At 38.5% G+C, this 21,155-nt stretch carries 16 protein-coding genes and 4 tRNA genes; 5 read left to right on the top strand and 15 right to left on the bottom strand.

Features of this window, described 5'->3' with window-relative positions:
- Positions 1–29 precede the first annotated feature (29 nt).
- From napA to pdxH, 5 genes are all read left to right on the top strand, one after another.
- Entirely contained in the window at positions 30–2,528 is a 2,499-nt protein-coding gene (napA, locus tag CPS_RS04720) for a nitrate reductase catalytic subunit NapA (RefSeq protein WP_011041895.1), read from the top strand.
- 9 nt (positions 2,529–2,537) lie between these two features.
- Complete coding sequence (locus CPS_RS04715) at positions 2,538–3,041, top strand: nitrate reductase cytochrome c-type subunit (protein ID WP_011041894.1); 504 nt, start codon at positions 2,538–2,540, stop codon at positions 3,039–3,041.
- A gap of 8 nt (positions 3,042–3,049) precedes the next feature.
- Positions 3,050–3,637 carry a cytochrome c3 family protein gene (locus CPS_RS04710; RefSeq protein ID WP_011041893.1) on the top strand — a complete coding sequence of 196 codons (588 nt, stop codon included), beginning with the start codon at positions 3,050–3,052 and terminating at the stop codon, positions 3,635–3,637.
- A 595-nt stretch (positions 3,638–4,232) separates the two neighbouring features.
- Complete coding sequence (locus CPS_RS04705) at positions 4,233–4,445, top strand: PA3496 family putative envelope integrity protein (protein WP_011041892.1); 213 nt, start codon at positions 4,233–4,235, stop codon at positions 4,443–4,445.
- 110 nt (positions 4,446–4,555) lie between these two features.
- Positions 4,556–5,209, top strand: a complete 654-nt coding sequence (gene pdxH / locus CPS_RS04700) for a pyridoxamine 5'-phosphate oxidase (RefSeq protein WP_011041891.1) — start codon at positions 4,556–4,558, stop codon at positions 5,207–5,209.
- Positions 5,210–5,297: 88 nt separating this feature from the next.
- Here pdxH and CPS_RS04695 read toward each other — a convergent pair whose 3' ends face one another.
- The 15 genes from CPS_RS04695 to CPS_RS04620 form a co-directional block, all read right to left on the bottom strand.
- Entirely contained in the window at positions 5,298–6,110 is an 813-nt protein-coding gene (locus tag CPS_RS04695; protein WP_011041890.1) for a M48 family metallopeptidase, read from the bottom strand.
- Between the two features lie 442 nt (positions 6,111–6,552).
- Entirely contained in the window at positions 6,553–7,686 is a 1,134-nt protein-coding gene (locus tag CPS_RS04690) for a sodium ion-translocating decarboxylase subunit beta (RefSeq protein ID WP_011041888.1), read from the bottom strand.
- Positions 7,687–7,694: 8 nt separating this feature from the next.
- On the bottom strand, positions 7,695–9,473 hold the full coding sequence (gene oadA, locus CPS_RS04685; protein WP_011041887.1) for a sodium-extruding oxaloacetate decarboxylase subunit alpha: 1,779 nt from the start codon (positions 9,471–9,473) through the stop codon (positions 7,695–7,697).
- A gap of 65 nt (positions 9,474–9,538) precedes the next feature.
- Positions 9,539–9,817: an OadG family protein gene (locus tag CPS_RS04680; RefSeq protein ID WP_011041886.1), complete on the bottom strand. Its 279-nt coding sequence runs from the start codon at positions 9,815–9,817 to the stop codon at positions 9,539–9,541.
- Between the two features lie 1,260 nt (positions 9,818–11,077).
- Positions 11,078–11,154 (bottom strand) — tRNA-Arg (locus CPS_RS04675).
- Between the two features lie 144 nt (positions 11,155–11,298).
- Positions 11,299–11,375: transfer RNA gene (locus CPS_RS04670), tRNA-Arg, on the bottom strand.
- Positions 11,376–11,440: 65 nt separating this feature from the next.
- Positions 11,441–11,517, bottom strand: a tRNA-Arg gene (locus tag CPS_RS04665).
- An 80-nt stretch (positions 11,518–11,597) separates the two neighbouring features.
- Positions 11,598–11,689 (bottom strand) — tRNA-Ser (locus CPS_RS04660).
- 368 nt (positions 11,690–12,057) lie between these two features.
- Positions 12,058–12,255 (bottom strand): carbon storage regulator CsrA, encoded by a 198-nt coding sequence (gene csrA, locus CPS_RS04655; RefSeq protein ID WP_011041885.1) that lies wholly within the window; start codon positions 12,253–12,255, stop codon positions 12,058–12,060.
- 453 nt (positions 12,256–12,708) lie between these two features.
- On the bottom strand, positions 12,709–15,339 hold the full coding sequence (gene alaS, locus CPS_RS04650) for an alanine--tRNA ligase (RefSeq protein WP_011041884.1): 2,631 nt from the start codon (positions 15,337–15,339) through the stop codon (positions 12,709–12,711).
- Between the two features lie 491 nt (positions 15,340–15,830).
- A complete protein-coding gene (gene dinB, locus CPS_RS04640) occupies positions 15,831–16,889 on the bottom strand; it encodes a DNA polymerase IV (protein WP_011041883.1) in 1,059 nt (352 codons plus the stop codon).
- 108 nt (positions 16,890–16,997) lie between these two features.
- Entirely contained in the window at positions 16,998–18,062 is a 1,065-nt protein-coding gene (gene hemH / locus CPS_RS04635) for a ferrochelatase (protein ID WP_011041882.1), read from the bottom strand.
- 678 nt (positions 18,063–18,740) lie between these two features.
- Entirely contained in the window at positions 18,741–20,039 is a 1,299-nt protein-coding gene (gene ccmI / locus CPS_RS04630; protein WP_011041881.1) for a c-type cytochrome biogenesis protein CcmI, read from the bottom strand.
- Positions 20,040–20,136: 97 nt separating this feature from the next.
- Complete coding sequence (locus tag CPS_RS04625; RefSeq protein ID WP_011041880.1) at positions 20,137–20,604, bottom strand: cytochrome c-type biogenesis protein; 468 nt, start codon at positions 20,602–20,604, stop codon at positions 20,137–20,139.
- A gap of 1 nt (position 20,605) precedes the next feature.
- Complete coding sequence (locus tag CPS_RS04620) at positions 20,606–21,154, bottom strand: DsbE family thiol:disulfide interchange protein (RefSeq protein ID WP_011041879.1); 549 nt, start codon at positions 21,152–21,154, stop codon at positions 20,606–20,608.
- Between the last annotated feature and the right edge of the window lies 1 nt (position 21,155).

The following is a 21,155-nucleotide window of genomic DNA, read 5'->3' as shown; positions in this document are numbered from 1 at the left end:
GAATCAAAAAGCAAAAGGAAGGTGACACGATGACAATTAATCGCCGCGAATTTATAAAAGCAAATGCGATTGCAGCAGCCGCTGCTGTTGCTGGGGTATCTGTACCTGCAGTAGCCTCTAACTTAATTACCAGCTCCGATATTACTAAACTTAAGTGGGATAAAGCTGCTTGTCGTTTTTGTGGTACAGGCTGTAGTGTTAATGTAGGCGTTATGGATGGCAAAGTTGTTGCTACCCATGGCGATATTAAATCACCTGTGAACAAAGGTCTTAGTTGTGTGAAAGGTTATTTCCTTTCAAAAATCATGTACGGCAAAGACAGACTTACCACTCCTTTATTACGTATGACCAACGGTAAATACGATAAAGAAGGTGAATTCACTCCTATTTCTTGGGATCAAGCTTTCAATGTAATGGCTGAAAAAGCTAATGATGCATTGAAGAAAGATGGTCCAGAAGCACTTGGTATGTTCGGCTCTGGTCAATGGACTGTTCAAGAAGGTTATGCTGCAGTTAAATTGATGAAAGCAGGCTTTCGTACTAACAATATTGATCCTAATGCTCGTCACTGTATGGCGTCTGCTGTTGGTGGCTTTATGCGTACCTTTGGTATCGATGAGCCTATGGGCTGTTACGATGATTTAGAAGCTGCTGATGCCTTTGTATTATGGGGCTCAAACATGGCAGAAATGCATCCTATTTTATGGACGCGTTTAACTGATCGTCGTTTAAGTGCACCCCATGTAAAAGTTGCTGTATTATCTACTTTTGAGCACAGAAGTTTCGATTTAGCCGATAACGGCATGATCTTCACGCCACAAACTGATTTAGCTATTTTAAACTACATTGCTAACTATATTATTCAAACTGGTCGCGTAAACAAAGACTTTGTAAGTAAACATACAAACTTTAGATTAGGCGAAACAGATATAGGTTACGGTTTACGTCCTGAGCATCCGCTAGAACAAAAAGCTAAAAACAACGGTAAAACTAAAGGCAGCTCTACGCCAATTGACTTTGATGAATACGCAAAATTTGTTAGCACATATACGGTTGAATCCGTATCAAAACTTTCTGGTGTTCCTGAGCATAAGCTAAAAGAATTAGCTGAGATGTATGCGGATCCAAAAATCAAAGTAACATCATTTTGGACTATGGGCTTTAACCAACATACTCGTGGTGTTTGGGCCAATAACCTAGTTTATAACATTCACTTGTTAACAGGTAAAATCTCAACTCCTGGTAACAGCCCGTTTTCATTAACAGGTCAACCTTCCGCGTGTGGTACTGCTCGTGAAGTAGGTACTTTCTCACATCGTTTGCCTGCCGATATGGTTGTTAAAAACCCTAAGCATCGTGCTATTGCTGAGAAAATTTGGGACTTGCCTGAAGGCACTATTCCAGCAAAACCTGGTTACCATGCCGTTTTACAAAACCGTATGCTTAAAGACGGTAAGTTAAACTTCTACTGGGTGCAGTGTAATAACAACATGCAAGCTGCCGCTAACATCAATGAAGAAGCTTACCCTGGTTACCGTAACCCGAAAAACTTTATTGTAGTATCAGACCCGTATCCAACAGTTACCGCACAGGCAGCTGATTTAATTTTACCAACAGCAATGTGGGTAGAAAAAGAAGGTATGTATGGTAATGCCGAGCGTCGTACACAATCTTGGTACCAAATGGTTGAAGCTCCAGAAGGTGCTAAATCAGATATGTGGCAATTAGTAGAATTCTCTAAACGCTTTAAAGTAGAAGATGTTTGGCCAGAAGAGCTGATTGCTAAAAAGCCTGAAGTTCGTGGTAAAACGTTATTTGATGTGCTTTATAAAGACGCCTCTGTTGGTAAGTTCCCACTGTCGGAAATACCTGAAGATCGTTTAAATGACGAGTCTCGTGATTTTGGTTTCTATATCCAAAAAGGCTTATTTGAAGAATATGCCAGCTTTGGTCGTGGTCATGCCCATGATTTAGCACCATATGACAGATACCATAAAGAGCGTGGTTTACGCTGGCCTGTTGTTAATGGTAAAGAAACTAAATGGCGCTTTAAAGAAGGTTCTGATCCGTATTGTAAACCTGGTAGTGACTGGGACTTCTACGGAAAACCTGATGGCAGAGCTGTTATCTTCGCTCTACCTTATGAGCCTGCAGCTGAGTCTCCAGATGAAGAATACGACTTATGGTTATCTACCGGTCGTGTACTAGAACATTGGCATTCAGGTTCAATGACACAACGTGTACCTGAGTTATATAAAGCGATGCCTGATGCATTAGTTTACATGCACCCTGATGATGCAAAAAAACGTAACATGCGCCGCGGTGATTTAGTGAAGCTTATTTCTCGACGTGGTGAAGTACAAACACGTGTTGAAACAAGAGGCCGTAATAAGCCACCTGTTGGTTTAGTGTATATGCCTTGGTTTGATGCCAGTCGTTTAGTTAACAAAGTCACTTTAGATGCCACCGATCCGTTATCGAAAGAAACAGATTATAAAAAGTGTGCTATTAAAATTGTTAAAGTTTAGGAGTCTACAATGAAAAATTTAAACCTAGCAGCAATTGCCAGTTTATTGGTACTAGCAGTATCGCCAATTATGTACTCTCTAAACGCTAATGCAGCAGATAAAGAAACAGTTAACTCTGTTGCAACACTAAGGGATGCAACTCCTATTGATGTGCAAAAAGAGCCTAACATCATTCCTAAAGTGATAAACAAGGATATCAAACAGGGTCGTAACTACCCTATGCAGCCACCTGTTATTCCACATACTACGCGTAGTTATGAGGTGAATAAAAACAATAACAAGTGTATGTCTTGTCATTCTCGTCATCGTACGGAAAAATCACAGGCACCTATGGTGAGTGTTACACATTACATGGACAGAGATGGTAACTTCTTAGCAGAAGTATCCCCTCGTCGTTATTTTTGTAATCAGTGTCATGTCACTCAACTTGATGCTGAACCACTAGTGGAAAATACTTTTGTTGATATGCATACTTTGATGAAACAAAAAACCACTAGCGCTAAAGAGCATTAGGAGGCGCCATGAAAAACATATTAATGATTGGTTGGAGAACACTAACTAAACCAAGTGGCTACTACAGCTTAGGCGTTTTGGTTATAGGCGGATTCATCGCTGGTATTATATTTTGGGGTGGTTTCAACACCGCTTTAGAAGTAACCAATACGGAAAAGTTTTGTATTTCGTGTCATGAAATGGAAAATAATGTTTATGAAGAGTTAAAAACGACTATACATTTTTCCAACCGTTCAGGCGTTCGAGCTACTTGTCCTGATTGTCATGTTCCACATAATTGGACTGACAAGATTGCGCGTAAAATGAAAGCATCTAAAGAGGTTTGGGGCGCTATTTTTGGCACCATTAATACTCGAGAGAAGTTTTTAGTGCATCGCAAACGTTTAGCGCAAAATGAATGGGAACGTTTAAAAGCCAATGACTCTTTAGAGTGCCGTAACTGTCATAACTTCGACTATATGGACTTTACCGAGCAAAGTGAGCGTGCATCTTACCAACACTCTACCGCTTTAGCTTCAGGTGAAAAAACCTGTATTGATTGTCACAAAGGTATTGCTCATCAGCTCCCTGACATGAAAGGCGTTGAAGGCTGGTAATCGCTTCAAATATCGTACATGAATAATGTAAACTAAAACCAGTGCTTGTCACTGGTTTTTTATTGCTTATATACCCAAGCCACTTGGAAATGCAGTTTCAGAGCTAAGCTAGGGTATCAGAGCAAGGCGTGATAGGAATATAATGGTTATTCCCTTATAAAGTATTGCAACGCAGCACTGATTTTCTAGCTTAGCTCCCGTAGGGTAAAGCGATAAAGGGTTATCTCCTGCGTTATTAATTTCGATAATGGAACAACCATTACTTTCAATCAATGCCTTGAATATAACTCTTTCTCACTTTACTGAATCCTGGATTTCCAAGTGGTTTGGGTATAGATCTCCCAAGATGACTTTTCATGGCCAGATAGAGAAATTTATATTATCTAACATGTCTATATTTAAGCCCGCTATAAAGGGCGAATAAGCGACTTGTATAAGCTTTATACCAACTTAGATTAAAAAAAAACTAGTCAGTAATTATTTATCATATTTTTGATATTTTTTTGTAAAGATGCATTGAAAATAGCCATTATCTTACCTATGTTAAACAATATACTTTGAAGTATTTTATTAATTAGTAAAAAAGGTAGAGAAAATGGAAATCGATATTGATGATAACTTTCCCGACGAATCAAGTGATAGCGGTTCAGATGAAAGTACAGACAACAATAGTCTAAAGGGTACGTCTTTAGCTGAAAAGAATGCTCAAGAACAAGCCCAAAAAAATCTATTAGCGCGCAAGCGTATTGATGAATTGAGAGAGAAAAAACGCCTTAAAGACTTATTAGATGATAGTGAGGATTGGTAGGCTGTAACAAATTATAATTCATCTTGGTATTAGCTTGATATAACTTTGCAATAACGTCATTTAAGCATAGAATAACTGCATACTTTTATTTTCTATTAACTTTAAATATTATGACGTTATTTGAAAAACTGCGTTGCCTGTTTACCTTTGGTCAAGGCGTCGCTTTACCTCTTCCTGAACTCTCTTCTAACACAACGCCCGATCAAATATTTGAACAATGGTTTGCTGATGCAAATAAGTCAGGGATATTGCTACCGGAAGCTATGTCTGTCAGTAGCTGTAATAGTGACGGACAACCTAGTTCTCGCATGGTCCTACTCAAAGATTATGATAAAGAGGGGTTTGTGTTTTTTACTAATTACGAAAGCCGTAAAAGCCATGAGCTAGCTGAAAACAATAAAGTAGCCTTATTGTTTCACTGGAATGTCTTACAACGACAAATTCGTATTGAAGGTACGGTTGAAAAAGTATCTATACAAGAATCTGCTGATTACTTTCATAGTAGAGACAGAGGTAGTCAAGTTGGTGCTTGGGCATCAAAGCAAAGTCAAAAACTTAAATACGATGATGAACTCAAAGAGCGCATGAGCCATTATCAAGATAAGTTTTCAGAAGGTGAAGTACCTCATCCTGAGTTTTGGGGAGGATGGCGAGTAAAACCTCATGCTATTGAGTTTTGGCAAGGTCGAGCTAATCGTTTACATGACCGCCTATGTTTTGAAAAAGATGGTGAAACATGGCTTAACCACAAATTAAATCCTTAAGGTATAACTCTACATTCTTTACGCCATAAGGATTTACAGCAATTAAAGTTAATTTACTTTAATTGCTGTAAATAACACAAATGACGGCTTACGCCTTCGGCGAAGGGATTACTTTAGGTTTTTGACAATTAGGTCTGCTATCTGTTTTATAAAGAGTCATAGCACTAGGTAAGTGTTCTGTTAGCTGGTTTATACGCGTTTTATTTGACGGATGAGTCGACATAAACTCTGCCGGAGCCCCCTTACTTAATTTCGCCATATTTTGCCAAAGCTTAATACTGGCGCTTGGTTCGAAACCAGAACGCGCCATCAGATCTTGGCCAACAATATCAGCCTCACTTTCATGAGCACGACTATAAGGCATAATAACGCCATACTGCAGTCCCAAACCTAATCCTGCCATCCATAAGCCTTTATTTTCCACGTCTGATAACCCAACAGCGGCGGTTGCAGCAGCCATCCCCATATTTTGCAGTTTATTAGCTGATAAACGCTCATTTGAGTGATGTTCAATAACATGACCAACCTCATGTCCAATAATCGCACCCAACTGATCTTGATTTTCAGTCACATTTAAAATACCGGTGTAGACGCCAATTTTACCACTAGGTAAAGCAAAAGCATTCACTTGTGCGGAATCAAACACAACAACTTCCCAGTCACCTTGATGAACCGATTTAGCGACATTTTTAGTTATCGATTTAGCAACACATTGCACAAAGTCATTAGTCGCTTTATCTGTGCTTATAGGTGTTTTCTTTTTCATGTCTTCAAATGAAGCAGCGCCCATTTTATCAAGCTCTGCATCTGAAAATAACATCACTTGTTTTCGACCAGTACTAGAACTTGTACAGGCAGTAAGCGCGATTAACGCGGTAAGCATAATGAGAGGTAGTTTCATGATTAACTTATATAATCCTTAAATTGTTATTAACTGTATTTTATGACGATGGCTACCAATATACCAGTAAGTAATCTTCTTAGGTTTATATAAAGCTATTCAAACTTCAGGAAACAGGCATAAAAAAACCGAGCTAAGCTCGGTTTTTTAACAGTACAACTTATACCAATTTGATTAAATTTCTTCCCAACTCAGAGCTATGTTAAATGTTCAATAACAAGGCAAATTTGTTTAGGTCTAGTCATTCTAAATCAAATAAATTTAACGATGCTAATGGGCATAGAACAAGTTCCCAAAGGGCGAGTTTAAAAGGCTTACATGCTGCGTTATTGATTTTGACAAGGGAATAACCATTCTCTTCAATCAATGTCTTGCCTCTAAGCCTTTTAATTCTCGCTGAGTGGGAAAGAACTTTATCAACTTGGTATTATTCAGTTAAACGCTAACCGCCCACTAAGGCCAATAAAATACCTGCAGCTACGGCTGAACCGAGCACACCAGCCACATTAGGGCCCATTGCATGCATTAATAAGAAGTTATGTGGATTTGCTTGCAAACCAACTTTATTAGCAACACGTGCAGCCATAGGTACTGCAGATACTCCCGCCGCACCAATTAATGGATTAATAGGGTCTTTAGAAAACTTATTCATCGTCTTGGCCATAATCACACCTGAAGCGGTACCGATTGAGAACGCTACGGCGCCCAAAGCCAAAATGCCTAAGGTTTCAACATTTAAAAAAGCATCAGCACTCAGTTTTGAACCAACACCTAAACCTAAAAAGATAGTGGTAATGTTGATAAGCTCATTTTGTGCTGTAGAACTTAAACGATCAACAACACCAGACTCTCGCATTAAGTTACCTAGACAAAACATCCCTACTAAAGGTGTTGCGGAAGGTAAAAAGAAAATAGTCATGGCTAGCACACCAATTGGGAAAACAATTTTCTCAATTTTAGTTACAGGTCGTAACTGCTTCATTTCAATTTTACGTTCTTCTTCAGTGGTCAATGCTTTCATTATTGGCGGTTGAATAATTGGAACCAATGCCATATACGAATATGCCGCGACAGCAATAGCGCCAAGTAATTCAGGTGCTAACTTTGAAGCAAGGAAAATAGCCGTTGGACCATCAGCGCCACCAATAATTGCAATGGCAGAAGCATCTTTAAGCGTAAACTCTATACCTGGAATATAATTTAACGCTATAGCACCAAATAATGTAGCAAATATTCCAAACTGTGCCGCTGCACCTAAAAATAGTGTTTTAGGATTAGCTATAAGAGCACCAAAGTCGGTCATAGCACCAACACCCATGAAGATAATGAGTGGGAAAATTCCCGTATCAACACCAGCATAGTAGATATAATGTAACAAACCGCCAACTTCTGAAAAGCCAGCAACAGGGATGTTAGTTAAAATCGCACCAAAACCCATAGGTAATAATAACAAAGGTTCAAAGTTACGAGCAATGGCAAGATAAAGTAAACCACAGCCAACTAACATCATCACAACTTGGCCTAATTCAAAATTCGCCAAGCCTGTTGATAACCATAAAGTATTTAAAGAATCCATGTTGGCCTCTAAGAAAAACTAAGTAAGGCATCACCAACGGCAACTGAGTCGCCCTCTCTGGTGAACAAAGATACTATTTCGCCAGCCGAAACTGCACGAATTTCTGTTTCCATTTTCATCGCTTCCATGATGATAACTACATCACCAGCTTCTACGTGGTCACCCTCTTGAACGATTACTTTGAAGATGTTACCTGCTAATGGCGCATTTAACGTTTCTTCAGCAGTGATAGATGCGGATTGTTTCATGGCATCATCACCAGCGGGGTGCGTAATAGCCTCAATACAGCCTCCAGCAGCGACGACAACATCATAAACCTTGCCATCGACACTTACTGCGTAACTTTCAGGAGAACACACAGGATTTGACGCTGAGCTACTTTGTGGTTTTGCACTTGCTTTTGTTGGAATAGGTTCAAAAGCACTTGGGTTGTTACGGTTTTCTAAAAACTTCAAACCTATCTGTGGAAATAATGCATAAGTTAATACATCATCAATAGTTTCATCAGCTAGATTGATATTCTTTTCTTTTGCTAAAATTTGCAATTCTGCTGAAAGTTTATCAACTTCAGGGTCAAGCAAATCAGCAGGACGACAGGTGATAGCTTCTTTGCCATCTAAAACACGTGCTTGTAGCTCAGCATCAACAGGAGCTGCGGTTGCACCGTATTCACCTTTCAATACACCTGCAGTTTCTTTTGTTATAGACTTATAACGTTCACCGGTTAAGATGTTAAGTACTGCTTGTGTACCAACAATTTGCGACGTTGGCGTTACTAGTGGGATATAACCTAAATCCTTACGAACTTTAGGTATTTCAGTTAATACTTCATCGAACTTGTCTGCAGCGCCTTGTTCTTTTAACTGGTTTTCCATATTAGTTAACATGCCACCAGGAACTTGTGCTGTTAAAATACGGGCATCAACACCTTTTAAGCTACCTTCAAATTCAGCATACTTTTCTCTAACGCCACGAAAATATGCGGCAACTTCAGCCATTTTCTCAACGTTTAGACCAGATGCTCGTGGACTACCTTCAACAATAGCGGCAATTGTTTCTGTTGGCGAATGACCGTAAGTCATACTCATCGAAGAAATTGAGGTATCGATAACATCAACATCACTATCAATAGCTTTCATTTGTGTAGCAACACTCAAACCTGTAGTTGCATGGCAATGTAAAGCAATAGGTAGAGAAACTGTTTCTTTAAGACGACTAATTAACTCTGCTGCATCATAAGGCTTCAATAAACCCGACATATCTTTAATACAAAGTGAATGAGCGCCCATATCTTCAAGCTGCTTAGCCATAGTCAACCAGCCTTCAAGTGTATGCACTGGGCTTTCGGTATAACTCAATGTACCTTGGGCATGTGCCCCAACTCTAACAGCGGCTTTAATAGAAGTTTGCAGGTTTCTAACATCGTTCATGGCATCGAAAATTCGAAAAACATCAATACCATTGATATGAGCACGTTCTACAAATTTTTCTACTACATCATCAGCATAATGGCGATAACCTAGTATATTTTGACCACGAAACAACATTTGTTGTTTGGTCTTAGGCATCGCTTTTTTAAGGGCACGAATACGTTCCCATGGATCTTCACCCAAGTAACGAATACATGAATCAAACGTTGCACCACCCCAAGATTCAATTGACCAATAACCAACCTCGTCTAGTGTTGCTGCGATAGGCAGCATATCGGCTAAACGAAGCCTAGTGGCTAAAATTGATTGATGTCCATCTCTTAAGACAACTTCGGTGATACCTAATGGCTTACTCATGTTAATGCCCTTTTATCTAACTTTTAAAATATAGTGGTGAAGAAGAGTTTCAATATTGGTCAAACTTATTTATCTTGGCTATGTTGAGCCCGATACCGTTGAACCGCCCCGCTGATTGCAGCAACAACTGCCGGTGAAATTTCACCCGTAGTTTTGCTATTACTCTTACTTTTTTTATTAGGTCGAGAATGTGGCACTACAATAGCATCTGGAAACTTTACCGCTAGTCTTGCCAACACAGTATTAATAAAGATAATTAATACACCTAGAAATGCAAACACAAATACCATTCCTGCTAACATGAGTGTTCCAGCTTCTATAAATTGCTGCTGCATATTGTCCATTTTTTATTCTCGTTCAAAAATCTTGCAATTAGAATAATCACTCCAATACCTACAATGCAAACAATTTTATGGTGTTTCATAAAAATAATTTACCGTCAACCCCCAAAACAACGAATATTCACCATAACAACAGAAATATACATGCCATTTTGCATACTTTAAATATTGTATACATTATCAAAAGCATGAATATAGGGTATCAGAAAAAGATAAGTACTGATTTTATACAATATACATAATGTATATTTGCATTCATAAACACTGAATATACATCCAAGTATTTGGATAGTTAACCCTAAAAAACAACTGATACCGTACTGTTTATTTCATAAAGTAAGCAACTAATGCCTAAATTAAATAAGTTGAATTGAATAACCTTGATAATTGGTCGTTTCATAGCTACTTTCGTGCCAAAACACTCCTTTATTCCAGTATCCATTCGATCATAAAAATCTAATAAATAACACTGAATCTCAGGGAGTGTTCAAATAATTCTAACCAAGGTAAATAGTTTAAGCATAGTCGAAAACGTCATTCAAGAGCCATATAAAGCACTATCACTATTCATGCTGATATTACGCCTCACAATTTAATCTTTGGGTGTAGGATGATCATCGTTACTATTGTCAGAGTCTTGAGGTAAGTAAAAACAATCAATAAATTAGCAAGAAATAAAGTAGCCACACTTTTCGTATTAAGCTTTATACAATTGCCTTTGATAGAGCCATTGATCCCCTAGAAAACAGGAAACATTAATATGTCTCCAACTTGAGCTAATGTCAGATACGTTAGTAAACGAGCCTGAGGCCGTAAATTGATTTAATCGTAGCTAGCTTGTTATTTAAAATAAAACTGCGCAGTTGACTTATGTTCGCGGTATTAAAATTTAACCTTCGCTTTCATGATTGACTTTTGCTTGAGCGGTCGCTCTTAAAAAAAGAACATTTAATATCTTTCAGGCATAAAAAAACCTACTAGAAGCTAGGTTTCTTTATATCTACCAAAGTAGAAATGTGGGGGGCGCGCGGCAGGAGTTGACCTTCCGGCCGTATAGGGTTCCAGTCGTAGCCAACTGTCTATTCAGTAAAAGGCTATCCAGCAGAGTTATGCATGCGTCAGGAAACGTTTATTTTCAAACCTAACCTGAGCTATCCGTTATTTCAGGTTAATTCCTTCCAATAAAGGTGCTAGGACATATATTTCAGGCATAAAAAAACCTAGCAAAAGCTAGGTTTTTTTATATCTACCAAAGTAGAAATGTGGTGGGCGCGGCAGGAGTCGAACCTGCGACCGCCTGGTTCGTAGCCAGGTACTCTATCCAGCTGAGCTACGCGCCCACGGTATGAAAACTTATTTATCCAGCCTTAACATAAGCTGCTTTTATTTTAGCACTCCTACTAATAAAGGAAGAGTGTTAGAATATTTCCCATAAAAAAACCTAGCAAAAGCTAGGTCATTCTATATCTACCTAAGTAGAAAAGTGGTGGGCGTGGCAGGAGTCGAACCTGCGACCGCCTGGTTCGTAGCCAGGTACTCTATCCAGCTGAGCTACACGCCCAAAGTTTAAAATTTTATCCAGCTTTAACAATAGCTGCTCTTCATTATTTTACCACTTGGAGAAAGTGGTGGGCGCGGCAGGAGTCGAACCTGCGACCGCCTGGTTCGTAGCCAGGTACTCTATCCAGCTGAGCTACGCGCCCTCATGAACTATTTTTTATATCTTAGTCTAAAGATAGCGAACTTTCGTTCTACACAACCACTATTCTTCATAAGAAGAAAATGGCGGAGAGCGAGAGATTCGAACTCTCGAACGGATTTAAAGCCGTTACTCCCTTAGCAGGGGAGCGCCTTCGGCCACTCGGCCAGCTCTCCATTTTTCTTTTACTTCTTTATTGTTGAGTACTAATGCGTATTAAATACACCTTAGATAAGAACCCTCTATCCGGTTACAAACCAGACATTCCCTTAACAGGTGAGCGTCTTCAGCCACTTGGCTGCCTCTCCAATGGGTGCGAATAATAAGGGATTCTAAAAATAAGTCAAACAATTTTTAGCATTTATTTAGTATAAATTTCTATTTGCTGACAATTCAGTCAAATATGATGTTTTTTAATCATTAACTTAACGCAAAGCTTAAAAAAACACCGCCTGAGCGGTGTTTTTTAGTCATTATATAAAGCTTTATATATAACAATGTTTCTCAGTTAGTCTAACAATCCACTTAAATGATAAGAGATTTATTAGACTTTATTACCTGAAGCTTCATTATCGCCTTTTTCGGCTTGAATGCGCATGTAAATTTCTTCACGATGTACTGAGATTTCTTTTGGTGCATTAACACCTATTCTTACCTGATTTCCTTTAACGCCCAAAACAGTCACAGTAACTTCGTCACCAATCATTAATGTTTCGCCAACGCGCCTTGTTAATATAAGCATATTTTCTTCCTTATCCTTTAAAGTGAGATCACTAAATAAATATATATAAGCTAGTAATATATTAGAGTTAGCTACTTTTTTAATCCATCCACTATAATTAATAGTCAATTTATTATAAAAAGTCATTATTCATTAAAAACACCATATCCGATGATAGTTTTCAATGAAACTTCGATTATGAGTAATAAAAGAGACTATTACTCTACTAAACGATCATATTTTAGCAATATTTCCATATCATTGAATAGCTTTATAGCTTAATTTTGCAGCCAAATCTGTGATCATTTGTAATGTTTTATGCGTTTAGATTAAATACTGACAAAGTAGAACCAATTTTCAGCGGAACGAACAGTGTTAAAACAACACAGTAAAAATGCAAAAAGGAAGCAAAATGCTTCCTTTTTAGTCTTTACGATAAATGATAACTTAACTCTTAATCATTCAAGGCCTCTTTTAAGCCAGTTTTTCTGTTAACCATGCTGAGACGCTTTCTAGTGCTGAGGTTATGTTTTCAGGCTGACTACCGCCCGCTTGCGCCATATCAGGACGACCACCACCTTTACCACCGACTTGTTGCGCAACCATATTCACAAGGTCACCCGCTTTAACTCGCCCTACCAAATCTTTAGTAACACCAGCAATTAAGCCAACTTTTGGACCATTGGCTGTAGCCAACATAATAACGCCTGACTGCATTTTGTTTTTAAGTTCATCAACCATGCCGCGTAATGCTTTACTTTCTACGCTACCTAAATCTGCAATGAGAACCTTAACACCATTAATTTCAATGGTGTTGTTTACTAAATCAGATCCTGCTTGTGCTGCTAGTTCTTGCTTAAGTTGTCCAATTTCTTTTTCAAGCTGCTTAGAACGACTAATAAGTAGCTCCACTTTGCTACTCGCATTAGTTACATCGCTTTTAACCAGTGCCGCAATAGTCGTTAAAGAAGCGGTTTGTTGATTTATAAAATCAAGTGCACCTGTCCCCGTAACAGCTTCAATACGACGAACACCTGCTGCGATACCAGATTCAGACACTATTTTTAAGAAACCGATATCACCGGTTCTATTAACATGCACACCACCACAAAGCTCTATTGAAAAATCACCGAGTGTTACTACACGAACTTCATCATCATACTTCTCACCAAAGAGAGCCATAGCGCCTTTTGCTTTAGCTTCTTCGATATACATTGATTCGGTTTGTTTTGCATGGTTGCGTCGAATTTCATTGTTAACCATTTGCTCAACATCATGTAATTCTTGAGCGGTAACGCCTTCAAAATGAGAGAAATCAAAACGTAACTTATCACTATCACATAATGACCCCTTCTGTGTAACATGCTCACCTAATACTTTGCGCAATGCTTCATGCAATAAATGTGTTGCGGTATGGTTTTTAACAATAGCCGCTCTGCGCTCAACATTAATTTCAGCTTTTACTCGACGATTCAAACCAACATCGGTATGAGCTGTACCTCTATGAGCAAAAGCATTACCTAATTTGATTGTATCTGTTACTTCAAATACTCCGCCATCAAGGTGAAGTAAGCCACTATCACCTACTTGACCGCCTGATTCAGCGTAAAATGGCGTATGATCTAATATCACAATGCCCTGTTCACCTGAGTTTAGTTGACTAACCGGGTCTTGATCTTGGCTGTTAAATAGCTCAACAACAGTCGCTGAATATGAGTCATTATCGTAGCCTTTAAAAGCTGTATTCTGGTCAGATTTAAGTTGTTGATTATAATCAGTGCCAAATTGACTTGCTTGCTGGGCACGCTCTCGCTGTTGCTTCATCGCAACATCAAAACCATCTTTATCAATTTTCAAGTTACGCTCTCGGGCAATATCTGCCGTTAAGTCGGCAGGAAAACCGTAGGTATCGTACAGCTTAAATACGTCATCACCTTTAATAATATCGCCAGATAAATTAGCTAAAATATCTTCTAATAAGATCATGCCACGATCGAGAGTTCGACCAAACTGCTCTTCTTCAATGCGTAATAGTTTTTCAATAATTGCTTGTTGCTGAGCCAACTCTGGATAGGCTTCTCCCATTTGAGCAATTAATGAGGCAACAAGTTTATGGAAGAAATGTCCTGTCGCTTCTAGTTTATGACCATGACGAATAGCACGACGAATAATGCGGCGAAGTACATAACCTCGGCCTTCATTTGACGGTACAACCCCATCAACAATTAAAAAGCTACATGAGCGAATATGGTCACCAATAACACGTAGTGATTTATGCTCAAGATCACTGCAATCAAGTAATGCAGCAGTATCTTTAATTAGTGCTTGGAAAATATCAATTTCATAGTTGCTATGCACATTTTGCATAATTGCAGAAATACGCTCTAAACCCATACCAGTATCGATAGATGGATTAGGTAACGGATCCATGCGGCCGTCACTTTGACGGTTAAACTGCATAAATACTATGTTCCATATCTCTATAAAACGGTCACCATCTTCATCAGGCGATCCTGGAGGTCCGCCGAAGATGTCTTCCCCGTGATCATAGAATATTTCAGAACAAGGTCCACAAGGGCCTGTATCACCCATTGACCAGAAGTTGTCTGATTCATACTTTTTGTTAGCTGACTTATCACCAATACGAATTATTTTATCTTCAGGTACACCAACCTCATCTCTCCAGTAAGAGAAAGCTTCTTCATCCGTGGCATATACTGTGACTAATAACTTTTCTTTTGCTAACCCTAACTCGCCAGTTAAAAACTCCCAAGCATAACTAATTGCATCATTTTTGAAGTAATCACCAAAACTAAAGTTACCCATCATTTCGAAAAAAGTGTGATGACGTGCAGTGTAGCCAACATTTTCTAAATCGTTATGCTTACCACCGGCTCGTACACAGCGTTGTGCAGAGGTTGCTCGTGTATAACTACGTGTCTCAGCACCTAAAAAAACATCTTTAAAAGGAACCATGCCTGCATTGGTAAATAATAACGTTGCATCATTACCAGGAACAAGTGAGCTACTTTTAACTATTTGATGTTGTTTGGTGGCAAAAAAATCTAAAAATGCCTGACGGACTTCTGCGGTGCTTTTAATCATGGGATACTCTACAAATCGATTTAGGTCTATTTTAATTAGGGTCTACGTTCATTATGGCTTTAGCTTTATACCGAAAAATTTAATCACGGGAATAACCAGGGTATTATAAAAAACGAATTTTCTTAGCTTGTTCTTTTTGTGCTGCTTATTATACGCAAGCTCACCTTGAAGATACCAATCAATTTCACAACTTTCACGCAATTCTTGGATAAATGTTGTGCAGACGCCTTTTTGTTCTAGTTCATTAGCTATGTAAAGCCAACCAGAGCCTCGATTCAATTGATATCGACAGCGACTGACAACAATGCACTCATCCCTCAAATAGCCTTTTGGGCTCAAATTTCGAAAGCCGCATCAATCTCTTCGACGAAAAATAACGCAGGGTTAGTTTTTGTAGCAATGCTAGTTTGGAATGTTCTGGTCGTTCTAATAAAATCACGGCACAATGTAGTGCCGTATTTTTCAATGCCACTCTGATCTGATAATAAGTGCTATAGCGAAAGAGACAACTGCTGACTTTCGCCTGGACTATCAGCAAATCCTAGTGTTAGACCAACAAGCCGTACACCGCGTTTATTTGAGCGGCTATATGCCTTTGATAATAAACTGATAAAAAGGGCTTGCTGACACTCGTTGCTTTGTGTTTCTACGGTTGTTTGATTAAAATCAGTAAACTTAAGCTTCACACCTTGCCTAATGATTTCCCTATTACTGTGGGGAGCGAGTCTAGTGAGTAATTTTTGGTATAAGGAATCAATAACAAGCTTACACTCATCTTGAGTAGATATATCGTGCGCCAATGTTGTTTCGATGGCGAGAGATTTGCGTTGCCGGCTGACTTCTAAATCTCGATTATCGACACCATGTGATTTTAAGTACAAGCTATTAGCAAACTTACCGACAATATTTTGTAGCGCTCGAATATTACTTTGACGTACATCAGCACAAGTTACATAACCATGCCTATTTAATTTTTCAAACGTTTTTGGACCAATACCGGGTATTTTCTTTAATGAAAGTTGTTCAACAAAGTTAGCGACTTTATCTGGGGTAATAACGCATTGACCATTAGGTTTATTTTCATCACTGGCAATTTTTGCTAAAAACTTATTCGGTGCAATGCCTGCTGATGCCGTTAAATTTAATTCATTAAAGATATCAGCTCTAATTCTCTCAGCAATAAGCGTTGCACTACCCTGACACATTGTTGCATCAGTAACATCCAGATAGGCCTCATCTAAAGATAAAGGTTCAATGAGATCGGTATAACGAGAAAATATTTCTCTAATATTTTTGGAGGTTTCTTTATAAACATCCATGCGGCCATGAACAATTTTAAGGTGTGGACAAAGCTGTTTGGCTTTAATCGCCGGCATGGCTGAACGGACACCAAACTGACGAGCTTGATAATTACTAGTACATAAGACACTACGCGGGCCATCACCACCAACGGCCAATGGGATATTTTGATATTCAGGAAAATCTCGCATTTCAATAGCAGCATAAAAGCAGTCCATATCAATGTGAATTATTTTTTTCTGATTACCCATAATGCACCCACCGCCATAAACTGTATATAAAAACAGTATACTATTTTTATATAGCTTAGCAAGTGAGTTTATTGAATTGGCGACTGACTAATTTTGTTCATTAAATACCTAGTTAAGGTTGGGCGCCCCCAATGTTGGTGCCAACACATCAAACAAGGCATCAATATGATCATCACGATCATTTAGCGCAGCAATATAATGATAGCTTTCACCACCTGCTTCTAAGAATACTTCACTATTTTCGTGAATTAACTCTTCAAGGGTTTCAAGACAATCAGCACTAAATGCAGGGCTCATAATAGCAACGTGTTTTATACCTTGCTTAGGAAGATTTTCCAGGGTCTCATCCGTATACGGCTTAAGCCACTCAGCCTTACCGAAACGTGATTGGAAGGTCATAATAATTTCATCATCAGTAAAACCTAAATCACTTTCAAGTAATAGCCTTTTGAGTAGTGAAGTTGTTTCCTGACAGAAGTCATAATAGGGATCTCCCCACTTATGAAATAGCTCTGGCATACCATGATATGACAACACTAAGCGCTCGGGCTTACCATGGCTTGCTACATGCTCTTTAACTGTTTCAGCTAATGCTTGTATATAGAATGGATTGTTATGATAGGTATTTAAAAAGTGTATCGATGGTATATAGCGCCATTTTTGTAATTCTTTACTAACAGCATCAAAAGTGGACGCTGTCGTTGGACCTGCGTATTGAGGATATAGAGGTAACACAACAAGTTTATCAACACCTTGTTGCTGAAATTTTTGTAATACACTCGCAATTGATGGGTTTCCATAACGCATGGCAAAATCAACAATAACATTGTCACCGTATTGAGATTTTATTTTCGTCGCCATTTTTTCTTTCTGTGCCGCCGTAATTGATATCAAAGGCGCGCCATCATCTTGCCAAACCGTTTGGTACAACTTGGCAGATTTTGCTGGTCTAATGCGTAAAATAATACCGTGTAAAATTAATAGCCAAATTAAGCGCGGAATTTCGACCACACGTGTATCTGATAAAAACTCTCGTAAATAACGACGTACTGCACTTGTTGTCGGCTCATCGGGTGATCCTAAATTAGTTAATAATACTGCTGTTGTTGTGCTTTTATTTTCATCAGCGGTATTATCACTATTTTGTTGACGTGCACTAAAGCGAGATTTCATTTGGCTTTTTCTTCTTATTTTAAGTTATTGAGTTTATATACCCGTTCCACTTGAAGATGCTCGTTTCAGGAAACCTGGGCGAATCATAATCAAGGCACATTTTTTGTTAATGGTATCCCCTTAGCAACAAATGTAACGACGGGTATGTTTTGCTCAGTTTTCCCCAAAGGGCTGGTTTATAAACGCTTTATACTGCGTTATTGATTTCGACAATAGAATAACTATTCTCTTCAATCAATGCCTTGCCTAAAGGCGTTTATCATTCCAGCTGAATCCTGCATCTTCAAGTGGAGCGTGTATATAATACCCATCGGACTCATTTATCGATCACTTAACGAGAATTAAAAGTCTTAGTGGCAAGGCATTAGTCAAATAGAGTGGTTATTCAGGAAAAATATGCCTCTATATTTTCTCATCAGCTGCATCCATTCAGCGCCTTGATCAAATTAGATAACGCCGATATAAGCTTTTTATACTCGACTTTTCAAGATCATTAACAAACTAAGAATATTACAAAAAAAATTAAATATAGAAAACTATATTTAATTTTATGTTTGTTTCAAACTCGTACTGGAGCTCTCAATTGGTCAATAGATGAATTCGTTTGATATAACCCCATTACCAACCAAGATGCTGATTTAGAGCATTTTCAATGGTAACAGGTATTATCAGCACAAGTTACTCAACCAGTTTATTCACAACTAATTCAAGTGCTTCACTGCGATTAACATCGATACCAAGCGCTTGAGCTTTATAGTCACCTGATTTAATGCCTACACCACCTTGCATTGAGACAATGGCATATACGTGTACTTTATCTACACTACTTAAGTTGTTTTCACTGCTCATCGCTTGACTATTATTCAACACAACGATAGTAGGTAAATCACTAGCTTTCATCTTAACCGCAGCAAGAGGCATACGCTGACCATTTGTCGGTACCGCATATATAAAGACTACTCGATCTTCTCCTTGCGCTAATTGCTTAGCAATATCATCTGATAAACGGACACTCACTTTTAATTGAGGTCCTGCTGCATCTGCTGGGTTATCAGCAGAACTACTTACTGACTGTTCTGCTGAGCTACTTGCTGAGACACCGAGTCGATTATTAGCTTCTGCAACCGCTTCTTTTAATGCGGTAATATTGACGCCTTGATTATTTGCATCAATAACACGCTGCCAGTGGATTACCGCTTGTTGGTAATTTTCACCAATAAAGTTATGCATGCCCAATAAAATATTGGTTGATGGATCATCTATATCAAGGGCTAATGCCTTATCAATATATTTTTGTACTTGGTCACTGATTTGTTGATTATTTTTATAATAAAGCGCTTGAGCAATAGCACCTAAAATATCGGCATGCTCCCCTTCAATTTTGATCACCCGATTAAATGCAATAACTGCTTCATCGAAGCCGCCGACTGCAACATAAGTTTGCCCTAGGTTATACCAGGCTTCACTATCTTCAGGGTTTGATTCAATATGTTTTTGCAGTTTTTCAATATGTGCCATAGCATCAGTTTCACGCTGTTTTAGCATTTCTTCTTGTGATTTAGCTTCTTGCTGCCCATGCCCTGCTGGTAACTCAGTAAGAATTTTATAACTGCCTTGCTTGTTATAAAGTGCCACAGAGAAAATGATAATAAAGACACTTAACCCTAGTGGCCAAAGAGGAGAATACGGCTTAACTACAGTAGTGGTAACTTTGTCTTCAGTCGAAGTAGTATCAATATCTTGCAATAAGGTATTATCAAGTTCAGCTAACAGGTACTGATAGTTTTCCTCATCAATGCCTCCTTCGCCGTAGTCTTTTTCTATTTCTTTTTTGTGCTCATGATATAGGCGTATATTGGTTTCATCACGCAAACTGCTATCGACACGAACATCTTGTGTTTTCTGTTTAAAGAAAGGTCGCCATACAATCAATAATAATAAAATTAAAAATATAAGGCCTATTACTAAAAATTCCATAATGCTATCTACTACTTCTTTTAATTTATCGAGTGGTAATACCAATCAGACTTATTTATTATCACTGAGTGAGAATTAATGAATCCGTTTGCTATACCTATTTATTGTTTGTTAAGTTTTTAAGCTTTTCTTTTTGCTCTGAGGATAAAGCCAAGACTTTTTTATCCACTGGTTTTCGGCGAACAATAACAATAACCACAATAATACCTAACAAAATTAACACTGCTGGACCAAACCATAAAATGTAAGTCAACTCAGAGACTCTCGGTCGATATAAAACAAATTCACCATAGCGGTCGACCATAAAGTTAACAATTTCACTATCGGCTTTACCTTGTTGCAATAACTCGTATAGCTCTCGACGCAAATCAGCTGCAATGGGTGAGTTAGAGTCAGCTAAGTTTTGGTTTTGACACTTAGGACATCGTAATTCTTTACTTAATGCTTGGAAGCGAATTTTAGTCACTTCATCATTAAATTCATAAGTTTCTACTGGGCTAGCCGAAGCTACATTAGCACCAAATGCGAAGACCAATATGAGTATAAATATGCTGAATAGACGCATGTTATTTCCCCTGCTTTTTTTCTTCAATTAGCTGAGCAATTAATGGCTCAAATTCACGTCGCCATACGCGTGTATCAATAGCACCAGCAAAACGTTTACGAATAATACCATGATGATCAATAACGAACGTTTCTGGCGCACCATAAACACCGAGATCTAAACCTAAGGTCCCTTCTTCATCAAAAATTGAAAACATATAAGGGTCTTCATAGTTTTGCAGCCATTTCTGTGCGGCAACACGCTCATCTTTATAGTTCAAGCCATACAATTTAACTTGAGGGTCTTTTGCAATATCAACTAAATACGGGTGTTCATACTTACACGTAGGACACCAGGTAGCCCAAACATTAACTAAAACAATATCACCAAGAAGATCTGCTTGAGTGACCATTTGTTCACTGTTATTAAGTGTTTGCAGAGCAAAAGCCGGCATAGTCTTGCCAACAAGTGCCGACGGCATATCCTGTGGGTTAAGTGATAAGCCACGATACAATACAACACCTAAGGCGATGACTAATATCAAAGGTAAAAAGCGAATTAGCTTACCCATT

The organism is Colwellia psychrerythraea 34H, assembly GCF_000012325.1.
GTDB lineage: Bacteria > Pseudomonadota > Gammaproteobacteria > Enterobacterales > Alteromonadaceae > Colwellia > Colwellia psychrerythraea_A.
The sequence above is the reverse complement of the archived record's forward strand: the minus strand, read 5'-3'. Positions and strand labels throughout refer to the sequence as shown.

Bases quoted from the DNA above. Each gene is read 5' to 3' on its own strand.
- alaS (WP_011041884.1), bottom strand. From the start codon at position 15,339: ATGATTAAAAGCACCGCAGAAGTCCGTCAGGCATTTTTAGATTTTTTT.
- CPS_RS04705 (WP_011041892.1), top strand. From the start codon at position 4,233: ATGGAAATCGATATTGATGATAACTTTCCCGACGAATCAAGTGATAGC.
- pdxH (WP_011041891.1), top strand. From the start codon at position 4,556: ATGACGTTATTTGAAAAACTGCGTTGCCTGTTTACCTTTGGTCAAGGC.
- CPS_RS04620 (WP_011041879.1), bottom strand. From the start codon at position 21,154: ATGGGTAAGCTAATTCGCTTTTTACCTTTGATATTAGTCATCGCCTTA.
- oadA (WP_011041887.1), bottom strand. From the start codon at position 9,473: ATGAGTAAGCCATTAGGTATCACCGAAGTTGTCTTAAGAGATGGACAT.
- CPS_RS04690 (WP_011041888.1), bottom strand. From the start codon at position 7,686: ATGGATTCTTTAAATACTTTATGGTTATCAACAGGCTTGGCGAATTTT.
- dinB (WP_011041883.1), bottom strand. From the start codon at position 16,889: ATGGGTAATCAGAAAAAAATAATTCACATTGATATGGACTGCTTTTAT.
- napA (WP_011041895.1), top strand. From the start codon at position 30: ATGACAATTAATCGCCGCGAATTTATAAAAGCAAATGCGATTGCAGCA.
- CPS_RS04680 (WP_011041886.1), bottom strand. From the start codon at position 9,817: ATGGACAATATGCAGCAGCAATTTATAGAAGCTGGAACACTCATGTTA.
- csrA (WP_011041885.1), bottom strand. From the start codon at position 12,255: ATGCTTATATTAACAAGGCGCGTTGGCGAAACATTAATGATTGGTGAC.
- hemH (WP_011041882.1), bottom strand. From the start codon at position 18,062: ATGAAATCTCGCTTTAGTGCACGTCAACAAAATAGTGATAATACCGCT.
- CPS_RS04715 (WP_011041894.1), top strand. From the start codon at position 2,538: ATGAAAAATTTAAACCTAGCAGCAATTGCCAGTTTATTGGTACTAGCA.
- CPS_RS04710 (WP_011041893.1), top strand. From the start codon at position 3,050: ATGAAAAACATATTAATGATTGGTTGGAGAACACTAACTAAACCAAGT.
- ccmI (WP_011041881.1), bottom strand. From the start codon at position 20,039: ATGGAATTTTTAGTAATAGGCCTTATATTTTTAATTTTATTATTATTG.
- CPS_RS04625 (WP_011041880.1), bottom strand. From the start codon at position 20,604: ATGCGTCTATTCAGCATATTTATACTCATATTGGTCTTCGCATTTGGT.
- CPS_RS04695 (WP_011041890.1), bottom strand. From the start codon at position 6,110: ATGAAACTACCTCTCATTATGCTTACCGCGTTAATCGCGCTTACTGCC.